The organism is Xanthomonas sp. DAR 80977 (assembly GCF_041240605.1).
In the GTDB taxonomy this organism is placed as follows: domain Bacteria; phylum Pseudomonadota; class Gammaproteobacteria; order Xanthomonadales; family Xanthomonadaceae; genus Xanthomonas_A; species Xanthomonas_A bundabergensis.
Window position 1 is genome coordinate 713102 of sequence record NZ_CP162487.1, and the last position, 20945, is coordinate 734046.

Here is a 20945-nt window from a genome sequence, read left to right on the forward strand (position 1 = left end):
CCACCCGGTTGCGACCGCGACGCGCCGGCAAGTGCGGCGGGCATGTTCAAGCGCGGCCGATTCATTTCTAATCTAGGCCGCCATCGTTTCCAGGACCCGCGCATGCACCTCGTCGAATGCACCGAGCACCGCCATGCCGGCGCGATCCTGGAGATCTTCAACGAGGCCATCGTCCATTCCACCGCCCTGTACGACTACCGGCCGCGCCCGCCGGAGAGCATGGTCGGCTGGTTCGCGGCCAAGCGCGCCGGCGGCTTCCCGGTGATCGGGGTCGAGGACGCGGCCGGCACCCTGCTCGGCTTCGCCAGCTACGGCACGTTCCGCGCCTGGCCGGCGTTCAAGTACAGCGTCGAGCATTCGGTGTACGTGCACCGCGACCACCGCGGCAAGGGCCTGGGACGACGCCTGCTGCTGGCGCTGGTCGAGGCGGCGCAGGCGCGCGGCGTGCACGTGCTGGTGGGCGGCATCGACGCCAGCAACGCCGGCAGCATCGCGCTGCACGAGCAACTGGGCTTCGTGCATGCCGGCACCGTGCGCGAGGCCGGCTTCAAGTTCGGGCGCTGGCTGGACCTGGCCTTCTACCAGCGCATCCTCGCCACCCCGGCGGACCCGCACGACGACTAGCCGCCGGCGCGGGCCGCCGCACGTCCCCTGCGCGGCGTGCCGGCCTAGTGCGGATGCCGGGCGGTGGCGTAGGGGTTGGGTTCGGCCGGGTCCGGGCGCAGCGTGTAGCGCTTGTAGGTCCACTGGTATTGCGCCGGGTCGCGGCGCGCCACCCGCTCCACGCCCTGGTTGAGCGCGGTCGCGGCGCGCAGCGGGTCCGGGTCGGCGATCGCCTCCGGCGCCGGCTGCACCTGCAGCGCGAATTCCAGTTCGTTGCCGACGCGCTCGCACCAGGCGAACAGCACGATCGCGCCGGTGCGTTCGGCCAGCCGGTTGACCAGGGTCATGGTCAGCGCCGGCACGCCGAAGAACGGCGCGAACACGCCGTCGCCGGCCTTGGGCTGCTGGTCCGGCAGGATGCCGACCGCGCCGCCGTCCTTGAGCACCTTGAACAGCTGCCGCACCGCCGGGCCTTCGGCGCGCACCTGGCGCACGTTGTCGCCGCTGCGCACCAGCTGCAGGAAGGCGTCGCCGACGTCGGATGCCGGCGCGCGGTAGACGATGGCGATGTCGCCGCGCGAGGCCAGCCACTGGTTGAGCAGCTCCCAGTTGCCGAAGTGCGGCGCGGCCACGATCACCCCGCGGCCGGAGGCCAGCGCGGCGTCGTACAGCGCCTGGCCGTGGCGCTGGCGCAGCCGCGCCAGGTTCTGCGCCGGCGGCCGGGTCCACAGCACCAGGGTCTCGAACGCCTGCCGCGCGGTGGAGCGCAGCACGTCGCGATGCAGCGCGATGCGCTCGCTGGGCAGCAGCTCCGGATAGGCCAGCTCCAGGTTGCGGCGGGTGACCCGGCTCTCGCGCGCGTCCAGGCGCAGCCACAGCCCGGCCAGGCCATCGGCCAGGCGGCGCAGCCATGGCCAGGGCAGGCGCGCCACGGCGGCGGCGCAGCGGTACAGCAGGGTCGCGAGCGTTGCAGGTTTCATCGCCCCAGTTTATCCGCTGCGCCGGCCGCGCCAGGCCGGGTGCGGCCGCATGACCCGATCGGCATCACGGAATCGGCCCGCTTGCGCGCCGGCGCAACTTCCGCCAACCGCCGCGATTCGGCGATGATCGCGGCGGGATGACGGCGCCCGGCCGAACCCGGATGCTTGCGAATCCCCAATCCCCAATCCCCAATCCCGCCCATGCTCTCCCTGATCCAGCGCGTCAGCCAGGCCGAAGTCCGTGTCGACGACGCGGTGGTCGGCCGTATCGGCCCCGGCCTGCTGGCGCTGGTGGCGGTGGAACCGGGCGACACCGAGGCCAGGTTGCAGCGCATGGCCGAGCGCCTGCTCGGCTACCGCGTGTTCGCCGACGCCAGCGGGCGCATGAACCGCTCGCTGCGCGACACCGGCGGCGGCCTGCTGCTGGTCAGCCAGTTCACCCTGGCCGCGGACACCGGCTCCGGGATGCGGCCCAGCTTCACCACCGCGGCGCCGCCGGCCGAGGCTGAACGCGGCTTCAACCGATTGCTGGACATCTGCCGGGAACGGCACCCGCCAGGGGTGGAAAGCGGGCGCTTCGGTGCCCATATGATCGTCAGCCTGGTCAACGACGGCCCGGTCACTTTCCTGCTCCGGCCCTAGGCCGGGGCGCTCCTGGCGGAGCGATTCATGCTCCTCGTCCGGCAAGCGGCGGTCCGGGCTGTTATAATGCTAGGTTCACTCATTCATCTACCTGCCGGTGGCGCGAGCACTCATGGCCAACGAACGTCCTGCCCAGCAATCCGACATCAAGCAACTGATCAGCAAGGGCCTGGAACAGGGCTATCTGACCTACGCGGAAGTCAACGACCACCTCCCCGACGACCTGGTCGATCCCGAACAGATCGAAGACATCATCGGCATGATCAACGGCATGGGCATCGATGTCCATGAAGTCGCCCCCGACGCCGAGACCCTGCTGCTCAACGACGGCAACACCGGCAACCGCGAAGTCGACGACACCGCGGCCGAGGAAGCCGCCGCGGCGCTGACCGCGCTCGACACCGAAGGTGGCCGTACCACCGACCCGGTGCGCATGTACATGCGCGAGATGGGCACGGTCGAGCTGCTGACCCGCGAGGGCGAAATCGCCATCGCCAAGCGCATCGAGGAAGGCCTCAGCCAGGTCCAGGCCGCGCTGGGCGCGTTCCCGCTGGCGGTGGAGACCCTGCTCGAGGACTACGAACAGCACAAGGAAGGCAAGAAGCGCCTGGCCGAGATCGTGGTCGGCTTCAACGACCTGATCGAGGAAGAGCCGGCGCCGGTCGTGGTCGCCAGCGACGACGACAGCGCCGCCGATGCCGACAGCGACGACGACGACGAGGAAGTCGAAGCCGCCGAGGAAGAGGCCGGCCCGACCGGTCCGGACCCGGCCGAGGTCGCGCGGCGCATGGAGGTGCTGGCCACCGAATACGCCAAGTTCAAGAAGGCGCACGCCAAGAACGGCGCCGAGCACAAGCTGGTCACCAAGCTGCGCACCGACATCGCCGAGGTGTTCGTCACCTTGAAGCTGCCGCTGCCGCTGACCGACGTGCTGGTGCGCAAGCTGCGCGACACCATGGCCCAGGTCAAGGACCACGAGCGTCGCGTGCTGCACCTGGCCACGCACGTGGCGCGGATGCCGCGCAAGGATTTCATCCGCTCCTGGGAAGGCAACCAGACCAACGTGGCCTGGGTCGACGATGCACTGAAGCGCAAGCAGAAGTGGTCCTCGGCGCTGCGCGACGTCAAGGACCAGATCGTCGCCGAGCAGGAAGCCACCGTGGCGGTGGAGCAGGCGACCTACCTGAGCCTGACCGAGCTGAAGGAAATCAGCCGGGCGATGGCCTACGGCGAAGCCAAGGCGCGCAAGGCCAAGAAGGAAATGGTCGAGGCCAACCTGCGCCTGGTGATCTCCATCGCCAAGAAGTACACCAACCGCGGCCTGCAGTTCCTCGACCTGATCCAGGAAGGCAACATCGGCCTGATGAAGGCGGTGGACAAGTTCGAGTACCGCCGCGGCTACAAGTTCTCCACGTATGCGACCTGGTGGATCCGCCAGGCCATCACCCGTTCGATCGCCGACCAGGCGCGCACCATCCGCATCCCGGTGCACATGATCGAGACGATCAACAAGTTGAACCGCATTTCCCGGCAGATGCTCCAGCAGTACGGCCGCGAGGCCACGCCGGAGGAGCTGGCCAAGGAAATGGACATGCCGGAGGACAAGATCCGCAAGGTGATGAAGATCGCCAAGGAGCCGATCTCGATGGAAACCCCGATCGGCGACGACGAGGATTCGCATCTGGGCGACTTCATCGAGGACACCAACGTGGAGTCCCCGATCGAGAACACCACCAACATCAACCTGTCCGAGACCGTGCGCGACGTGCTCGCCGGGCTGACCCCGCGCGAGGCCAAGGTGCTGCGCATGCGCTTCGGCATCGACATGAACACCGACCACACCCTCGAGGAAGTCGGCAAGCAGTTCGACGTCACCCGCGAGCGCATCCGCCAGATAGAGGCCAAGGCGCTGCGCAAGCTGCGTCATCCCAGCCGCTCCGAGCAGCTGCGCAGCTTCCTCGACATCGACTGATCGAGCGCGGTTCGCGGCAACGAAGAGCCCCGCCATGTGCGGGGCTTTTTTGTGGGCGTGGCGTTGGTGGTGTTGCGCATGGTGGCGGTGCATGCCGCCGCCATGCGCTGTCATGTCAGCGGCTAGCCAACCCGTGTGGGAGCGACTTCGGTCGCGACGGGCATTCCTGGTAGAGCCTCGTCGCGACTGAAGTCGCTCCCACAGTGCATCTCCGCGCTATCCGCCTACGCGAACGCCTTGCTGCCGCGCATCACCGCCAGCACGTCGTGGCAGGCGCCCATGGTGTGGTAGTCGGTCTTGCCGGCCGGGCTCTTCTCGTCGCTGTAGCTGCGGTTGTCGCGGCTGAGGATGCGGAACCAGGCGCCGTAGCGGTGGTCGACCAGGTGCTCCCACGAATACGCCCACAATTTGTCGTAGGCGCTGCGGTAGGACGCATCGCCGCTGGCGGCCAGCAGCCTCGCGGCGGCGGCGATCGCTTCGGCCTGCACCCAGAAATACTTGTCGTCGTCGCAGAAGTAGGTCGGGTGTTGCGCCACGTCGGGCACGCCGACCACCGGTTCGGCCTCGCTGCCGGAGGCGAAGCCGTAGACGATGCCGCCGTATTGCGCGTCCCAGCCGTGCGCCAGCGCGGTGTCGAACAGGTGCCGCGCGGTCGGCAGCAGCCACGCCGGCGCGGTGCCGGAAGCGGCCTGCAGGTGCCCGTGCAGCAGCACCAGCAGCTTCGACCACTCCACCTGGTGGCCGGGCTGGAAGCCCCATGGCCGGAACAGGTGCTTGGGATTGTCGCGGTTGTAGTCCCAGTCCACCTGCCAGTTCGCATCGTAGTGCTCCCACACCAGGCCGCCGGCCAGCGCCGCCTGGCGGCGGGTGATGTGGTCGGCGAGCAGCAGCGCGCGCTGCAGGTAGCGCGATTCGGCGCTGGCCTCGTAGGCGGCGATCAGCGCCTCGCACAGGTGCATGTTGGCGTTCTGCCCGCGGTAGCTGGAGAACTGCCACTCCGGCGTGGCCTCGTCGCGGTACAGGCCGGCGGCGGCGTCCCAGTAGCGGGTTTCCAGCAGCTGCCAGGTCTCGTCCATCCACGCGTCGGTGTCGATGCCGGCCTTCTTCGCGGTGGCGTAGGCCAGCAGCACGAACGCGGCGCCGTAGGCGTGCTGGGTGCGGTCCTCGGCGACGCCGTCGCGCAGGGTCCACACGTAGCCGCCGCTGGCGGCATCGCGGTGCACCTCGCGCAGGTAGCGCAGGCCGTGGCGCACGGCCTCCAGGTACTCGGCGGCCAGCGGCGAATCGGCGAATTCGTTCGCCGCCATCGCGTAGTTGAAGACGAAGCGGGTGCTGCTGACCAGGTGGCGGTGGCCGGCGTCGTACACGCTGCCGTCGTCGCGGAAATAGTGGAAGAAGCCGCCATCCGGATCGATCGCGCGCGGATGGTAGAAGGCCATGGTGTCGGCGATGTGCGCGCGCAGCACGGCGGCATCGGCGAAGTCGGGCAGGGGCGTGGCAGGCAGGTTCATGCGGTCGCTGGGAGCCAGGTGGGTGGGGGAAGGGAAAAGAACGGCCAGGCGCAGGCGCGGCGGCAACGTGCCGCCGCGCCCGTGCCGCGGATCAATGCATCGCGCGCGCCACCGGCGTGGCGCCGGGCACCTCGGCTGGCAGGTTGGCCGACAGTCGCGAGCCGCGCAGGCCGTACCAGAGGATGTAGGCGTAGCACAGCAGCGGGATCACGAAGGCGTGCTGGATGCCGACCACGTCGGCCAGCGCGCCCTGCGCCAGCGGCACCAGCGCGCCGCCGACGATGCCCATGATCAGCAGGCTCGAGGCCTTGCTGGTCAGCGGACCCAGGCGCTCGATGGCCACGGTGAAGATGGTCGGGAACATGATCGAGTTGAACAGGCCGATCGCGATCACGCTCCACATCGCCACGTGGCCGGTGCTGATCATGGTCACGATCAGCAGCAGCGAGGCGACGCCGGCGAAGGCGGCCAGCAGCTTGCGCGCCGGGATCACCTGCAGCAGCGCGGCGCCGGCGAAGCGGCCGACCATCGCGCCGCCCCAGTAGAACGCCAGGTAGCGGCTGGCGGTGGCTTCGGTCAGGCCGCCGGTGGTCGGGCCGGAGATGTAGTTGATCAGGAAGCTGCCGATCGACACTTCCGCGCCCACGTACATGAAGATCGCCACCACGCCCCACAGCAGGTGCGACTGGCGCAGCGCATCGCCGAAGCTGTGATGCGACTCGGTGCTGCCGGCATCGTCCTCGCGCAGCGACGGAATGCGCATCACCAGCACGAACACCGCCAGCAGCAACAGGCCGCCGGCCAGCAACAGGTACGGCACCTGTACCGATTGCGCCTGCGCGCCGCGATAGGCCGCCTGCTCGAGCGCGCTCATCGCCGCGATCTTGTCGGCCGACAGCACCGCGGTGGCCAGGATCAGCGGGCCGATCAGCAGCGGGAACACCGTGGTGCCCAGCGAATTCAGCGCCTGCGCGAAGTTCAGCCGGCTCGGCGCCTTGCTCGGTTCGCCGATCAGGCTGATGTACGGGTTGGCCGCCACCTGCAGCAGGGTGATGCCGCTGGCCAGCACGAACAGCGCGGTCAGGAACAGCGGATACGACGGCAGCCGCGCGGCCGGGTAGAACATCGCCGCGCCGATCGCCGCGACCACCAGGCCGATGACGATGCTGGCCTTGTAGCCGACCCGCGCCACCACCGCACCGGCCGGCAGCGACATCAGGAAGTACGCGCCGAAGAAGGTGAACTGGATCAGCATCGACTGCGCGTAGTTCATCTGGAACACGGCTTTCAGATGCGGGATCAGCACATCGTTGAGGCTGGTCAGGCCGCCCCAGGTGAAGAAGATCATGCTGACCACCGCGATGGCGGCAGTGTTGGACAGCGGACGACGGCTCATGCAGCGACTCCGGGGACGGGCGATAGGGCGACCCGGCTGCTGGCACGCAGGCACAGCCGGGACGGGGCGATGGTAAGGGCAGGCAGTGACTGTTGCTGGCGCAGCGCGTCCAGCACCAGCTGCGCGGCCTGCATGCCGCGTTCGCGCGGGGCGACGGCGACGGTGGACAGCGGCGGGGTGGCGACGGCGGCTTCGGCGATGTCGTCGAAACCGACCAGCGCGTAGTCGTGGCCGGCGTGGCGGCCGCGTTCGGCCAGGCCGCTGGCCAGGCCCAGCGCCACCACGTCGTTGTAGCAGACCAACGCGGTCGGCAAGGGATCGCGCGCGCACAGCGCGCCGGCCTGGCGCGCGGCTTCCAGCCGGGTCGGCGCGCATTCGATCAGCCAGGCCGGGTCGGCGGCGATGCCGGCGGCGGCCAGCGCGTCGCGGTAGCCGGCGCGGCGTTCGGCGCAGGAACTGGACTGGCGGTGGCCGCCGAAGAACGCGATCGCACGGTGCCCGAGCGCCAGCAGGTGCTCGGTGGCCAGGCGCGCGCCGCGGCGGTTGTCCAGCGCCAGCAGCGGCCAGTCGCCGTCCAGCGCGCGGTTGAACAGCAGCACCGGCAGCCGCGTGCCCAGCAACTGGCGCAGCCGTGCCGCGTCGGTGTTCTCGGTCGGCGACAGGATCAGCGCCGCCGGCTGGTGTTCGATCAGCGAGGCCAGCACGCTGTGCTGGCGCTCCGGCGATTCGCCGGTGCTGCCCATCAGCATCACGTAGCCGGCCTCGGCCAGCGCCGCGTCCACGCCGCCGGCGAATTCGGCGAAGAACGGATTGGCCAGGTCGTTGACCACCAGCGCCACCGCATTGGAGGCGCGCCCGCGCAGGCTGGCCGCGCCGCGGTGGTAGACGTAGCCCTGCCGCGCGATCTCCGCCGCCACCCGCGCGCGCGTGTCCGCATGCACCAGCGGGCTGTTGCGCAGCACCAGCGACACGGTCGCCCGCGACACGCCGCAGGCGGCGGCGATGTCGGACACGGTGACGCGTTTGTCGGCGGGGGACGACGGCACGGCGATTAGACCGGTTCAAAAGGCCGCCCATCCTGCGCCGTCGTGATCCGCTGCGCATTTTGCAGTGCAGCAAAATGCAGGCGGCTTTTGTGGTATCCGTTTGGACCGATTCGGCCGGGGAGTTCTCCATGCGTCATACCTGGACCAAGCGCGCCGCCGCGGCGCTGTTGCTGGCCGCCGTGTGGCCGGCGGCACATGCCGCCACCGAACAGGCCGCGGCCAGTGCGGCCAGTCCGGGCGAGCGCGCCGTCGCCGCGGTGGACCCGTTCATCGGCACCGGCGGCGAAGGCCATACCTATCCCGGCGCCACGGTGCCCTTCGGCATGGTCCAGCTGAGCCCGGACACGCGCATCCAGCCGCGCAAGGACGCCTACGGCTGGGCCGCCGGCTACCGCTACGACGACCGCAGCCTGGTCGGGTTCTCGCACACGCACTTCTCCGGCACCGGCCATTCCGACCTGGGCGACGTGCTGCTGATGCCGATCAGCGGCGCGGTGCGGCTGGAGCGCGGCGATCCGGACAAACCCGGCAGCGGCTACAGCTCGCGCTTCCGCCACGACGACGAACGCGCCGAGCCCGGCTACTACGCGGTGACCCTGGACGACTACCAGGTGCGCGCCGAGCTCACCGCCAGCGCGCGTGCCGGCGTGCACCGCTACACCTTCCCCAAGGGCCAGCCGGCGCACGTGCTGCTGGACCTGCGCACAAGCATGTACGACTACCCGGGCAAGATCAGCTGGTCGCGGCTGCGCGTGCGTGCCGACGGCACCGTCACCGGCTTCCGCGAAACCCGTGGCTGGGCGCCGGGGCGGCAGCTGTACTTCGCGCTGCGCTTCTCGCAGCCGCTGCGCGGCCATGCCCTGCACAACACCGAGCAGGACATTCCCTACAAGGGCTTCCCGCCGCCGGGCGACAGCGACCCGGCGCAGCGCGCGCAGATCGAAGGCCGCCAGCTGGTGGCCAGCTTCGACTTCGGCCAGGCCACGCGCGAGCCGCTGCTGGTGAAGGTGTCGATCTCGCCGGTCAGCGAGGACAACGCCATCGCCAACCTCGACGCCGAAGTGCCGGGCTGGGACTTCGACGGCGCGCGCCGCGCCGCGCGCGCGCAGTGGGCGCAGGCCTTGGGTGCGGTGGAAGTGCAAGCGCCGCCGCAGCAGCGCACCCAGTTCTACACCGCGCTGTACCACAGCCTGCTCGGCCCCACGCTGTTCATGGACAGCGACGGCCGCTATCGCGGGCCGGACAACGCCGTGCACCAGGCGCAGGGCTACACCAATTACTCGACGTTCTCGCTGTGGGACACCTACCGCGCGCTGCATCCGCTGCTGACCCTGGTACAGCCGCCGCAGCGCACCAACGACATCGTCAATTCGCTGCTCGCGCACCGCAAGAACAGTCCGTACGGCGTGCTGCCGGTGTGGTCGTTCCAGGGCCTGGAGACCTGGTGCATGATCGGCTACCACGCCGTGCCGGTGATCGCCGACGCCTACATGAAGGGCATCCGCGGCTACGACACCAACGCCGCGCTCGAGGCGATGGTGGCCAGTGCGAACTACGGCCCCTACGACGGCATCGCCCAGTACCGCGAACTGGGCTACGTGCCGATCGACGAGGAAGGCGAGGCCGCGTCCAAGACCCTGGAGTACGCGTTCGACGACTGGACCATCGCGCGCATGGCGCAGGCGATGGGCCGCAGCGAGGTGGCCAGCGAATTCGGCAAGCGCGCCGGCAACTGGCGGCACGCCTTCGACGCCGGCACCGGCTTCATGCGCGCGCGCAAGCGCGACGGCAGCTTCCGCGAACCGTTCGACCCCAGCGCCAGCGGCTACGGCAGCGACTACACCGAAGGCAACGCCTGGCAGTATTCCTGGTACGTGCCGCAGGACGTGGCCGGCCTGGCCCGCGCGCACGGCGGCGAAGACAAACTGCTGTCACGGCTGGACCAGGTGTTCGAGGCCAAGGTCGATCCCAAGGTGTTCGAACACATGGAAGACATCACCGGGCTGATCGGCTGGTACGCGCACGGCAACGAACCCAGCCACCACGTTGCCTATCTGTATGCGTACGCCGGGCAGCCGTGGCGCACCCAGGCGCGGTTGCAGCAGATCATGCGCAGCCAGTACGCGGCGCGTCCCGACGGCCTGGCCGGCAACGACGACCTGGGGCAGATGTCGGCCTGGTACGTGTTCACCGCACTGGGTTTCTATCCGGTGGCGCCGGCCAGCAACCAGTACATCATCGGCCGTCCGTTCCTGCCGCATGCCACGCTGGCGCTGCCCAACGGCAAGCGTTTCAGCATCGTCGCCGACGGCCTGGACGACGCGCATCCCTACATCGGCAGCGTCACCCTCAACGGCCGCCCGCTGGAGCGCGCCTTCCTGCGCCACGAGGAGATCATGGCCGGCGGCGAACTGCGCTTCACCCTGCAGGCCGAGCCGAACACCGCCTGGGCGGCGGGCGGGGCCGAGCGCGCTTATTCGATGAGCGAATAGACGCACGACGCACGATCGCCGCTCCGGTTGCCGCGATGGACCTGTGCGGGGCCGTCGCGGCGACCCACACCGCACGCCGTGTCCTTTCCTTCGGGCGCCACTGCCCGCCCACGCGCGCAAGCCGTCGCAGGCGCGTGAACGGAAGATGACGTTAAGGCGTCGCCACTGCTGCGTGGCAGTGCGCAGTGCTTCGCAAACGCCCATGCGGCGGCGCTGCAACATCTGATCGGCCCGCGTCCGTGGTTAGCCGCCGTATGCGCCTGCTTAATGCCATGAACACATTTCATTGGCATCGCCTGTGGTCTTGTGGCGCTGTCGCATCGCATCGAGCGGCATGGTCGCCCCGGCGCCCAATCCGATTGCCGATGCGGCACATCGCGCAGGTGCATTCCGTTTCCGTCCCGTGAGATGGCCGATCCGGGCTGCCGATGGCGATCGCTGCGGTCTGGTCGCGCACCCCTCATCACGCCGAACGGGATATCCGAATGCATGTCTGCCTGCTGTCCCCCCCGAGCCACCACGACACGGCCGCGCTGGAGGCGGCCATGGCCGCCGCGCAGGCCAATGGCTGCGACCACGTGGTGCTGCCCAACCCATTCGCGCAGGACCCGCAGGGGCGGCTGGCGGATCCGGCGGCCGACGATGCCGCGGGCGACGCGCAGCTGCAGCAGTGGCTGGCGCTGGCGCAGAAGCACGGACTGAAACTGCTGGTCGATCTGCGCATCGACGAGATCGGCGGCGGCAGCCGCCTGCTGCAGGAACATCCTCACTGGTTCCGCGCGCGCAGCTCGGCGCTGCCGGATCCGCGCACGCAGCGCGGCACGCCGGACATCGCCCAGGGCCGCTTCGCCTACGCCGAGGAAGGCGCAGGCTTGGCGCAGTGGTGGAGCGTGCGCCTGCGCGATTGGCTGCGCGGCGGCCTGGCCGGCTTCCGCGTGCTGCAGCCGCAGCGCGTGCCGGCCTCGCTGTGGCGCAGCCTGATCGCCGGCGTGCAGGCGGAGGTGCCCAACGCCAAGTTCGTGGCCTGGACCCCGGGCCTGGGCCTGGAGGCCTTGCGCGGCCTGCACGGCGCCAATTTCGACGCGGCGTTCTCGTCGCTGGCGTGGTGGGACGGACGCGGCAGCTGGTTCTTCGACGAGGACGTGGCGCTGCGCAGCCTGGCGCGCCGGGTCGTGGCCACCATCGATCCCGACGCGCCTTCGGATGCGCAGCCGCCGCTGCAGCGCACGCAGCGCGCGCGGCTGGCCGCCGCGTTCGGCGATGCCTGGGCGATCGCCGAACCCGCCGCAGTGCCGGTGCCGGCCGACACCGATGCCGACGCAGCGCCGGCCATCCCGGTCGATGCCACGCACGGCCTGCGCCTGCGCCCCTTGCTGCGCGACGGCGCGTTGACCGCGGTCGCGGTGGAACCGCTGGGCGCCGCGCCGTGGCTGGTGCTGCTCAACAGCGACCGCGACCACCTGCTGCCGGTGCCGGGGTCGGCGCTGTTGCGCCTGCTCGGCGACAGCGAATCGCTGCTCAGCGACCAGGGCGAGCCGATCCAGGGCGACCAGGGCGGCACCCTGGAGGCGGGCGAAGTGCGGATCTACCGCAGCGTGCCGGCGCGCCCGGTGCTGGCCGCCGCGCGTGCGCGCACGCCGGCCGACGTCGCCGCCGGCGCGGCACGTGTGTGCATCGAGGCGGTGACGCCGTCGGTGGACGACGGCCGCTTCCCGGTCAAGCGCACCGTCGGCGACCGCATCTGCGTGGAAGCCGACGCGTTCTGCGATGGCCACGACCGCATCGCGGTGGCGCTGCTGTGGCGCGCCGCCGATGCGCGCAGCTGGTCCAGCGCGCCGATGCGCGCGCTGGGCAACGACCGCTGGCGCGGCGAGTTCCCGCTGGAACGGCTGGGCCGCTACGAGTTCCGCATCGAAGCCTGGCGCGACATCTTCGCCACCACCCACGCCGACCTGGAGAAGAAACGCGCCGCCGGCACGCTGCTGCCGGTGGACGTGCAGGAAGCGCTGGCCCAGGTCGAGGCCGCGCGCGCGCGCAGCCGCGGCGCCTTGAACTCACGGCTGAAGGCGATCCTCGCCCGCATCACCCGCAGCGAGGATCCCGCCGCCCGCGCGGAGATCCTGCTGGAACCCGGCACCGCCGACGCGATGGCGCGCGCCGACGACAAGCCGTTCCGTACCGAATACCCGATGACCTTCCGCGTCGAGGCCGAGCGCCGCGGCGCGCATTTCTCCAGCTGGTACGAGTTGTTTCCGCGTTCGCAGAGCGGCGACCCGGCGCGCCACGGCACCTTCGACGACGTGATCGCGCGCCTGCCGCATATCCGCGCGATGGGCTTCGACGTGCTGTACATGCCGCCGATCCACCCGATCGGCGAGAAGAACCGCAAGGGCCGCAACAACGCCGTGACCGCGCAACCCGGCGAGCCTGGTAGCCCATATGCGATCGGCTCGTCCGAGGGGGGGCATACCGAAGTGCACGCCGAACTCGGCGGTCTGGAGGGCTTTCGTCGGCTGCGTGCCGCCGCGGCCGAGCAGGGCCTGGAACTGGCACTGGATTTCGCGATCCAGTGCGCGCCGGACCATCCCTGGCTGCGCGAGCATCCGGACTGGTTCACCTGGCGCGCCGACGGCTCGATCCCGTACGCGGAGAATCCGCCGAAGAAATACCAGGACATCGTCAACGTCGATTTCTACGCCAGCGGCGCGGTGCCCGAGCTGTGGAATGCGCTGCGCGACGCGGTGCTGTTCTGGGTCAACGAAGGCGTCAACCTGTTCCGCGTCGACAACCCGCACACCAAGCCGTTCCCGTTCTGGGAATGGCTGATCGCCGAAGTGCGCGGTCGCCATCCGCAGGTGGTGTTCCTGTCCGAAGCCTTCACCCGGCCGAAGCCGATGTACCGGCTGGCCAAGGTCGGCTTCTCGCAGTCCTACACCTACTTCACCTGGCGCCAGCACAAGGCCGAGCTGCAGGCCTACATCGAAGAGCTCAACACCGGCACGCCGCGCGAATGCTTCCGCCCGCATTTCTTCGTCAACACGCCGGACATCAACCCGGTGTTCCTGCAGCAGAGCGGCCGCGGCGGGCACCTGATCCGCGCCGCACTGGCGACCACGCTGTCGGGCCTGTGGGGCATGTACCAGGGCTTCGAACTGTGCGAGGCCACGCCGCTGGCGCCGGGCAAGGAGGAGTACCTGGATTCGGAGAAATACCAGCTGCGCGCCTGGCCCGAGCGTGCGCCCGGCGACATCGTCGACGAGATCACCCGCCTCAACCTGCTGCGCCGCCAGCATCCGGAACTGCAGTCGCACCTGGGCACGCGTTTCTATCTCGCGCAAAACGACCAGGTGCTGTACTTCGGCAAGTTCCTGGACGAGGCGCACCTGGCGCGCAGCCGCAGCCTGGTGCTGGTGGCGATCAGCCTGGATCCGCACGCCGCGCAGGAGGCGCAGATCGAAGTGCCGCTGTGGGAACTGGGCCTGCCCGACCACGCCAGCGTCGCCGTGCAGGACCTGTGGGACGGCCATGAATTCGCCTGGCACGGCAAGCCGCAAACCATTCGCCTCGATCCCTCGCGGCCGTTTTCCCTATGGCGTATCCGCGCCGGAGCCACGCCATGAATGTTGCACTCGCACTGCCCGCCGACAGCGAGGCGCGCCCGCTGGCGCGCGATGCGCTCTGGTACAAGGACGCGATCATCTACCAGGTGCACGTCAAATCGTTCTTCGATTCCAACGACGACGGCATCGGCGATTTTCCCGGCCTGATCTCCAAGCTGGACTACATCGCCGACCTCGGCGTGGACACCATCTGGCTGCTGCCGTTCTATCCCAGCCCGCGCCGCGACGACGGCTACGACATCGCCGAGTACATGGCGGTGCATCCGGACTACGGCAGCATCGCCGACTTCGAACGGCTGGTGGCGCAGGCGCACGCGCGCGGCATCCGCATCGTCACCGAACTGGTGATCAACCACACCTCCGACCAGCATGCCTGGTTCCAGCGCGCGCGAAACGCGCCGGCCGGCTCGCCGGAGCGCGACTTCTACGTGTGGTCCGACAGCGACCAGGACTACGCCGGCACCCGCATCATCTTCTGCGACACCGAGAACTCCAACTGGACCTGGGATCCGGTCGCCGGGCAGTACTTCTGGCATCGCTTCTACTCGCACCAGCCGGACCTGAACTTCGACAACCCGGCGGTGCTGGAGGCGGTGCTGGAAGTGATGCGCTTCTGGCTCGACCTGGGCGTGGACGGGCTGCGCCTGGACGCGGTGCCGTACCTGATCGAGCGCGACGGCACCTCCAACGAGAACCTGCCCGAGACCCACGCGATCCTGCGCCGCATCCGCGCCACGCTGGACGCCGAGTACCCCGACCGCATGCTGCTGGCCGAGGCCAACATGTGGCCGGAAGACACCCAGCAGTACTTCGGCGAGAACGCCGACGAATGCCACATGGCGTTCCACTTCCCGCTGATGCCGCGCATGTACATGGCCATCGCGCGCGAGGACCGCTTCCCGATCACCGACATCATGCGCCAGACCCCGGAAATCCCGGAGAGCTGCCAGTGGGCGATCTTCCTGCGCAACCACGACGAGCTGACCCTGGAAATGGTCACCGACTCGGAGCGCGACTACCTGTGGCAGACCTACGCCGCCGACCGCCGCGCGCGCATCAACCTGGGCATTCGCCGGCGCCTGGCGCCGCTGCTCGAGCGCGACCGCCGCCGCATCGAACTGATGACCTCGCTGCTGCTGACCATGCCCGGCACGCCGGTGCTGTACTACGGCGACGAGATCGGCATGGGCGACAACATCCACCTCGGCGACCGCGACGGCGTGCGCACCCCGATGCAGTGGTCGATCGACCGCAACGGCGGCTTCTCGCGCGCCGACCCGGCCGCGCTGGTGCTGCCGCCCATCATGGACCCGCTGTACGGCTTCCAGGCGGTCAACGTCGAGGCGCAGCAGCGCGACCAGCATTCGCTGCTCACCTGGACCCGGCGCATCCTGTCGGTGCGCAAGCGCTACCGCGCCTTCGGCCGCGGCCAGTTGCGCTTCCTGTACCCCGGCAACCGCCGCCTGCTTGCCTACCTGCGCTGCCACGAGGACGAGACCGTGCTGTGCGTGGCCAACCTCTCGCACACGCTGCAGGCGGTGGAACTGGACCTGTCCGAGTTCGAAGGCCGCGTGCCGGTGGACATCATCGGCGGCGGCAGCTTCCCGCCGATCGGGCGCCTGACCTACCTGCTCACCGTGCCGGCGTTCGGCTTCTACGCGTTCCAGCTGGTCGGCAACGCCACCCTGCCGGACTGGCACGTGCCCGCGCCGATGCCGCTGCCCGACTACCAGACCCTGGTGCTGCGCGGCGCGGTCGATGCCGACCCGCTGCTGCCGCACCTGGGCACGCTGGAGCGCGACATCCTGCCGGCCTGGCTGTCCACGCGGCGCTGGTTCGCGGCCAAGGACCGCGCGCTGCGCGGCGTGCGCATCGCCCGGCGCACGCCGCTGCCCGGCAGCGACGGGCTCACCCTGCTGGAGATCGAAGCGGAACTGGAGCATGGCGAACGCGAGCGCTACATCCTGCCGCTGGGCATCGTCTGGGACCGCGAACAGCCCAGCGTGCTGGCCGAGCAGCTGGCGCTGGCGCGGGTGCGGCATGGCCGCGAAGTCGGCTACCTCACCGACGGCTTCGCGCTGAAAGCGCTGACCCGCAGCACGCTCGCCGCCTTGCGCGAGGGCGCGGTGATCTCGGTGGATGGCGAAACCCATGCCGGCGCCGATGCCGCGCCCGAACAGATCCGCTTCTGCCCCACACCGGCGCTGGCCGCGGTGCAGATCGCCGATGATGCCGAGATCCGCTGGCTGTCGGCCGAGCAGAGCAACAGCTCGCTGATCGTCGGCGACAAGGCCGTATTCAAGCTGCTGCGCCGCGTCTCCGCCGGCGCCAATCCCGAGATCGAACTCGGCGCGCGCCTGACCGAGATCGGCTATGCCAACGCCGCGCCCTTGTTCGGCCACGTCACCCGGGTCGATGCGCAGGGCGGGGAAACCACGCTGGCGCTGCTGCAGGGCTTCGTGCGCAACCAGGGCGATGCCTGGCGCTGGACCCTGGACCACCTGGCGCGCGGCGCCGAGGAATACGCCGCCGCGCAGGACGAGGCCGCACGCGAGGAGAGCGTCGCCGGCTACGACGCCTTCGCCGCCGTGGTCGGCCGGCGCCTGGCCGAATTGCACGACGCGCTGGCCCAGCCCACCGACGCCGCCGCGTTCGCGCCGCAGCCGGTGGACGATGCGGCCGCGCGGCAGGTGGTCGCCGGCGTGGAGCACGAAGTGCAGGCGATGTGGGACACCTTGTCCTCGCATCGCGACGGCAGCGAGGACGGCGCCGAGCGCGCCGCGGTGGACGCCTTGCTCGCGCAGCGCCCGCGCCTGGACGCCTGGCTGCGGCAGGCGCCGGCCCTGCTCGCCGGCGCGCTGCTGACCCGCGTGCATGGCGATTTCCACCTCGGCCAGATCCTGGTTGCGTTCGACGACGTGGTGCTGATCGACTTCGAAGGCGAGCCGGCCAAGTCGCTGGAAGAACGCCGCGCCAAGGCCAGCCCGCTGCACGACGTGGCCGGCTTCCTGCGCTCGCTGGACTACGCCAGCGAAGTGTCCGCACGCGGCGAGGAGGGTACCGCCGCGCGCGCCGGGGTCGGCCTGGACACCGCGCTGGACGCCTTCCTGTCCGCGTTCCGCAGCCGCGCCAGCGCCACCTTCCTGGCCGCCTACCGCCAGGTGCTCGACGCCAGCCCGCATCCGTGGGTGGCGCCGGCCGCCTTCGAGACCACCACCCTGTTGTTCCTGATCGAGAAGGCCAGTTATGAAATTCGCTACGAGGCCGCCAACCGCCCGGCCTGGATCATGGTGCCGATACAGGGACTGTTGCGCATACTCGAGCGCTTTCCCGCGCCCGAGGAGGCGATTCGATGAGTGATGCCGGCCACGCCTGGGACGAGGCGACGCTGCGTGCCTTCGCCAACGCCCGCCACGGCGATCCGTTCGCCGTGCTCGGCGCGCACCGCATCGGCGACGCGCGCGTGCTGCGCAACTACCTGCCCGGCGCCGAAGCGGTGATCGCGGTGCTCGACGACGGCCGCGAGGTTCCGCTGCAGGAAGGCCCCAGCCCCGGCTTCTTCGCCGCCACGCTGCCCGACGACGGCCGCTACCGGCTGCGCATCCGCTGGCCCGGCGGCGAGCAGGTCACCGAGGACCCCTATGCCTTCGGCCCGCAGCTCAGCGATTTCGACCTGCACCTGATTGCCGAAGGCCACCACCTGCAACTGGCCGATGCGCTGGGCGCGAACGTGGTCGAGGTGGACGGCGCGCGCGGCACCCGCTTCGCGGTGTGGGCACCCAACGCCACCCGCGTGGCGGTGATCGGCGACTTCAACACCTGGGACGCGCGCCGCCACCCGATGCGCCTGCGCCACCAGGCCGGCGTGTGGGAACTGTTCGTGCCTGGCGTCGACGTGGGCGCGCACTACAAGTACGCCCTGCGCGGCCCGCGCGGCGAAGACCTGCCGGCCAAGGCCGACCCGGTCGCGCGCCGCGCCGAACTGGCGCCCGGCACCGCCTCGATCGTGGCCGATCCCACCCCGTTCCAGTGGCGCGACGACGCCTGGATGGCGTCGCGCGCGCGCCGCCACGGCCCCAGCGCGCCGCTGAGCGTGTACGAGATCCACGCCGGCTCGTGGATGCATGCCGCCGACGGCAGCATGCTCGACTGGGATGCCCTGGCCGACCGCCTGATTCCCTACGTGGCCGACATGGGCTTCACCCATATCGAACTGATGCCGGTCACCGAACACCCGTTCGGCGGCTCCTGGGGCTACCAGCCGCTGGGCCTGTTCGCGCCCACTGCGCGCTTCGGCTCGCCCGACGGCTTCGCCCGCTTCGTCGACCGCTGCCACCGCGAGGACATCGGCGTCATCGTCGATTGGGTGCCGGCGCATTTCCCCACCGACGCGCACGGCCTGGCCCATTTCGACGGCACCTCGCTGTACGAACACGCCGACCCGCGCGAAGGCTTCCACCGCGACTGGAACACGCTCATCTACAACCACGGCCGGCGCGAAGTCTCCGGCTTCCTGATCGCCAGCGCCCTGGAATTCCTGCAGCGCTACCACGTCGACGGCCTGCGCGTGGACGCGGTGGCCTCCATGCTCTACCGCGACTACAGCCGCAACGCCGGCGAGTGGGTGCCCAACATCCACGGCGGCCGCGAGAACTACGAGACCATCGCCTTCCTGCGCCGGCTCAACCAAGTGGTCGCCGAACACGCCCCGGGCGCCATCACCATCGCCGAGGAATCCACCGCCTGGCCCGGCGTCACTGCAGACCTGGCGCACGGCGGCCTGGGTTTCAACTACAAGTGGAACATGGGCTGGATGCACGACAGCCTGCACTACATCGAACTGGACCCCATCTACCGCCGCTACCACCACGGCGAACTGACCTTCAGCATGGTCTACGCGTATTCCGAGCGCTTCATGCTGCCGATCTCGCACGATGAAGTGGTGCACGGCAAGCGCTCCCTGCTCGGGCGCATGCCCGGCGACGACTGGCAGCGCTTCGCCAACCTGCGCGCCTACCTCGGCTACATGTACACCCACCCCGGGCGCAAGTTGCTGTTCATGGGCTGCGAAATCGCCCAGCCCACCGAGTGGAACCACGACGCCGCGCTGCCCTGGCACCTGCTCGACGACCCGCGCCACCGCGGCATCCAGCGCCTGGTCCGCGACCTCAACCGCCTGTACGCCGAACACCCCGCGCTGCACGCCCGCGACGACACCCCCGACGGCTTCGCCTGGGTCATCGGCGACGACGCCGGCAACAGCCTGTTCGCCTACCTGCGCACCGCCCAGGGCAGCGACGCCCCGCTGCTGGTGGTGGCCAACCTCACCCCGCTGGTGCACCACGGCTACCGCATCGGCGTGCCCCGCGGCGGCCGCTGGCGCGAACTGCTGAACTCCGACGCCGAGATCTACGGCGGCAGCAACACCGGCAACGGCGGCAGCGTGCGCACCGAGGCAATCGGCGCCCATGGGCATCCGGCCTCGCTGTCACTGACCATCCCGCCGCTGGGGGTGCTGGTGTTGGGGTTGGAGGATTGAGGGGAGGGCGCTTGCGCGCTTAGCGGCGTCGCATCGGCCGTCGATGCGGCGCTGTTGTGGAAAAGCAGGCTGTTGTGGGAGGGACTTCAGTCCCGACGGGCTTTCCCGGCTCACCATCAGAGCTGATGCTCTTCCATTGCGGATTGCCCGGGGCGTCGTCCCAATCAGGCGCAGCCCTGCCTTTTGCCCTGGGTAGCCAACACGCATGCGAGTCAGCGGCTGCACGCGCATCGACAGCCCAGGAAGACACGACACCACCCCGGACGCTAAACTCACGCCCGCCTCGGCGCCTTCCTCTGCATGCACGCCAGAGGCGCCAAGCCGGCGGCCGACGCCTCGCCCGCCCGCTCCGGACGCGTCCGGGCCTATAGCTCAACGGTTAGAGCAGAGGACTCATAATCCTTTGGTTCCAGGTTCGAATCCTGGTGGGCCCACCAGGGAATTCAATGACTTACATTGATTTGTAGCCATTGGCGTTGCCCGTGAACTCCTGTCGGTGCCCGTTTGCCTATGCCGGCCTCAGCAGCTACACCGCGCTCTGCATCTGTCTGCGCGCCTCGCTCAGGCCGTTGCTATGCTTGCTAATCTGATGAAAGCTGAGGCGAGGAGTGAACGTGAATGCTCAACGGTCATCGATCCAAGTGATCAGCTGCGTCTACTGGATTGGCGGACGGGTAGACTGAGGGTAACGCATGGCACGCAGGACGCCGCCAGACCGAGAATTTGTCCGCGATCTACGGCAGGTGCTGGCAACGCCAAAGGCTTGGATCTCAGCTGGCGAGATAGCCTGGGTGGATGCTGGTGGCAAGCCGAAAGGCTACAAGTTCCGGGCAGCACTGTCTGTTCAAGGTCACACGCCAGGAAGCCTCTACGTCGACGGATACTACAAGCCGTCAAGCATTGAAGGCGTACCTGACAAGCTCTCACTTAGCCTGTTCTATCGTGATCAACGAATCCTAGGTCTCGATGAGGACGGTCCAAGTCGTCACAGGAACAGTGTTGGTGAAGGCCGCCCGCATTTCCTAAAATCTATCCACCACCCGCATTTGCACACCATCAGCGACGATGCAATATACGGCTATGCTGAGCCCCTAGAACCAGCCGAGTTTTCTGAACACTGGGATAGATAGCTTTCTCTTCCTCG

At 69.4% G+C, this 20945-nt stretch carries 12 protein-coding genes and 1 tRNA gene; 9 read left to right on the forward strand and 4 right to left on the reverse strand.

The annotated features are described in order from the left end of the window. Positions 1 to 102: 102 nt before the first annotated feature. Positions 103 to 624, forward strand: a complete 522-nt coding sequence (locus AB3X10_RS03175; RefSeq protein ID WP_369979008.1) for a GNAT family N-acetyltransferase — start codon at positions 103 to 105, stop codon at positions 622 to 624. Between the two features lie 44 nt (positions 625 to 668). Here AB3X10_RS03175 and AB3X10_RS03180 read toward each other — a convergent pair whose 3' ends face one another. Beyond that, positions 669 to 1583: a lauroyl acyltransferase gene (locus tag AB3X10_RS03180; protein WP_369979010.1), complete on the reverse strand. Its 915-nt coding sequence runs from the start codon at positions 1581 to 1583 to the stop codon at positions 669 to 671. A 201-nt stretch (positions 1584 to 1784) separates the two neighbouring features. Between AB3X10_RS03180 and dtd the strand changes: the two genes are divergently transcribed. Beyond that, positions 1785 to 2225, forward strand: a complete 441-nt coding sequence (gene dtd / locus AB3X10_RS03185) for a D-aminoacyl-tRNA deacylase (protein ID WP_369979012.1) — start codon at positions 1785 to 1787, stop codon at positions 2223 to 2225. A 112-nt stretch (positions 2226 to 2337) separates the two neighbouring features. Continuing rightward, entirely contained in the window at positions 2338 to 4197 is a 1860-nt protein-coding gene (gene rpoD / locus AB3X10_RS03190) for an RNA polymerase sigma factor RpoD (RefSeq protein ID WP_369979013.1), read from the forward strand. A 224-nt stretch (positions 4198 to 4421) separates the two neighbouring features. On the opposite strand, the gene AB3X10_RS03195 is transcribed toward rpoD, so the two are convergent. From AB3X10_RS03195 to AB3X10_RS03205, 3 genes are all read right to left on the reverse strand, one after another. After that, positions 4422 to 5708 carry an AGE family epimerase/isomerase gene (locus AB3X10_RS03195; protein WP_369979015.1) on the reverse strand — a complete coding sequence of 429 codons (1287 nt, stop codon included), beginning with the start codon at positions 5706 to 5708 and terminating at the stop codon, positions 4422 to 4424. Between the two features lie 91 nt (positions 5709 to 5799). Continuing rightward, entirely contained in the window at positions 5800 to 7104 is a 1305-nt protein-coding gene (locus AB3X10_RS03200) for a sugar MFS transporter (RefSeq protein WP_369979016.1), read from the reverse strand. Continuing rightward, on the reverse strand, positions 7101 to 8150 hold the full coding sequence (locus tag AB3X10_RS03205; protein WP_369979018.1) for a LacI family DNA-binding transcriptional regulator: 1050 nt from the start codon (positions 8148 to 8150) through the stop codon (positions 7101 to 7103). The genes AB3X10_RS03200 and AB3X10_RS03205 overlap by 4 nt, the downstream gene beginning before the upstream one ends. A gap of 128 nt (positions 8151 to 8278) precedes the next feature. On the opposite strand from AB3X10_RS03205, the gene AB3X10_RS03210 reads away from it, so the two are divergent. The 6 genes from AB3X10_RS03210 to AB3X10_RS03235 all read left to right on the forward strand — a co-directional run bounded on the left by AB3X10_RS03210 (position 8279) and on the right by AB3X10_RS03235 (position 20931). Then, the gene (locus AB3X10_RS03210; protein ID WP_369979020.1) at positions 8279 to 10642 is read left to right on the forward strand and encodes a GH92 family glycosyl hydrolase; all 2364 of its coding nucleotides are present in this window, start codon (positions 8279 to 8281) and stop codon (positions 10640 to 10642) included. A 485-nt stretch (positions 10643 to 11127) separates the two neighbouring features. Beyond that, positions 11128 to 14262 (forward strand): alpha-1,4-glucan--maltose-1-phosphate maltosyltransferase, encoded by a 3135-nt coding sequence (locus AB3X10_RS03215; RefSeq protein WP_369979022.1) that lies wholly within the window; start codon positions 11128 to 11130, stop codon positions 14260 to 14262. Continuing rightward, a complete protein-coding gene (gene treS / locus AB3X10_RS03220) occupies positions 14259 to 17618 on the forward strand; it encodes a maltose alpha-D-glucosyltransferase (protein WP_369979024.1) in 3360 nt (1119 codons plus the stop codon). The genes AB3X10_RS03215 and treS overlap by 4 nt, the downstream gene beginning before the upstream one ends. Then, on the forward strand, positions 17615 to 19801 hold the full coding sequence (glgB, locus tag AB3X10_RS03225) for a 1,4-alpha-glucan branching protein GlgB (protein WP_369979025.1): 2187 nt from the start codon (positions 17615 to 17617) through the stop codon (positions 19799 to 19801). The genes treS and glgB overlap by 4 nt, the downstream gene beginning before the upstream one ends. 361 nt (positions 19802 to 20162) lie before the next feature. Then, positions 20163 to 20238: transfer RNA gene (locus tag AB3X10_RS03230), tRNA-Ile, on the forward strand. A gap of 255 nt (positions 20239 to 20493) precedes the next feature. Then, positions 20494 to 20931, forward strand: a complete 438-nt coding sequence (locus AB3X10_RS03235) for a hypothetical protein (RefSeq protein WP_369979027.1) — start codon at positions 20494 to 20496, stop codon at positions 20929 to 20931. Positions 20932 to 20945 lie beyond the last annotated feature (14 nt).

Coding starts and splice junctions, on each gene's coding strand:
- glgB (WP_369979025.1), top strand. CDS start 17,615: ATGAGTGATGCCGGCCACGCCTGGGACGAGGCGACGCTGCGTGCCTTC.
- AB3X10_RS03210 (WP_369979020.1), top strand. CDS start 8,279: ATGCGTCATACCTGGACCAAGCGCGCCGCCGCGGCGCTGTTGCTGGCC.
- AB3X10_RS03195 (WP_369979015.1), bottom strand. CDS start 5,708: ATGAACCTGCCTGCCACGCCCCTGCCCGACTTCGCCGATGCCGCCGTG.
- AB3X10_RS03235 (WP_369979027.1), top strand. CDS start 20,494: ATGGCACGCAGGACGCCGCCAGACCGAGAATTTGTCCGCGATCTACGG.
- AB3X10_RS03175 (WP_369979008.1), top strand. CDS start 103: ATGCACCTCGTCGAATGCACCGAGCACCGCCATGCCGGCGCGATCCTG.
- AB3X10_RS03200 (WP_369979016.1), bottom strand. CDS start 7,104: ATGAGCCGTCGTCCGCTGTCCAACACTGCCGCCATCGCGGTGGTCAGC.
- AB3X10_RS03215 (WP_369979022.1), top strand. CDS start 11,128: ATGCATGTCTGCCTGCTGTCCCCCCCGAGCCACCACGACACGGCCGCG.
- treS (WP_369979024.1), top strand. CDS start 14,259: ATGAATGTTGCACTCGCACTGCCCGCCGACAGCGAGGCGCGCCCGCTG.
- dtd (WP_369979012.1), top strand. CDS start 1,785: ATGCTCTCCCTGATCCAGCGCGTCAGCCAGGCCGAAGTCCGTGTCGAC.
- rpoD (WP_369979013.1), top strand. CDS start 2,338: ATGGCCAACGAACGTCCTGCCCAGCAATCCGACATCAAGCAACTGATC.
- AB3X10_RS03180 (WP_369979010.1), bottom strand. CDS start 1,583: ATGAAACCTGCAACGCTCGCGACCCTGCTGTACCGCTGCGCCGCCGCC.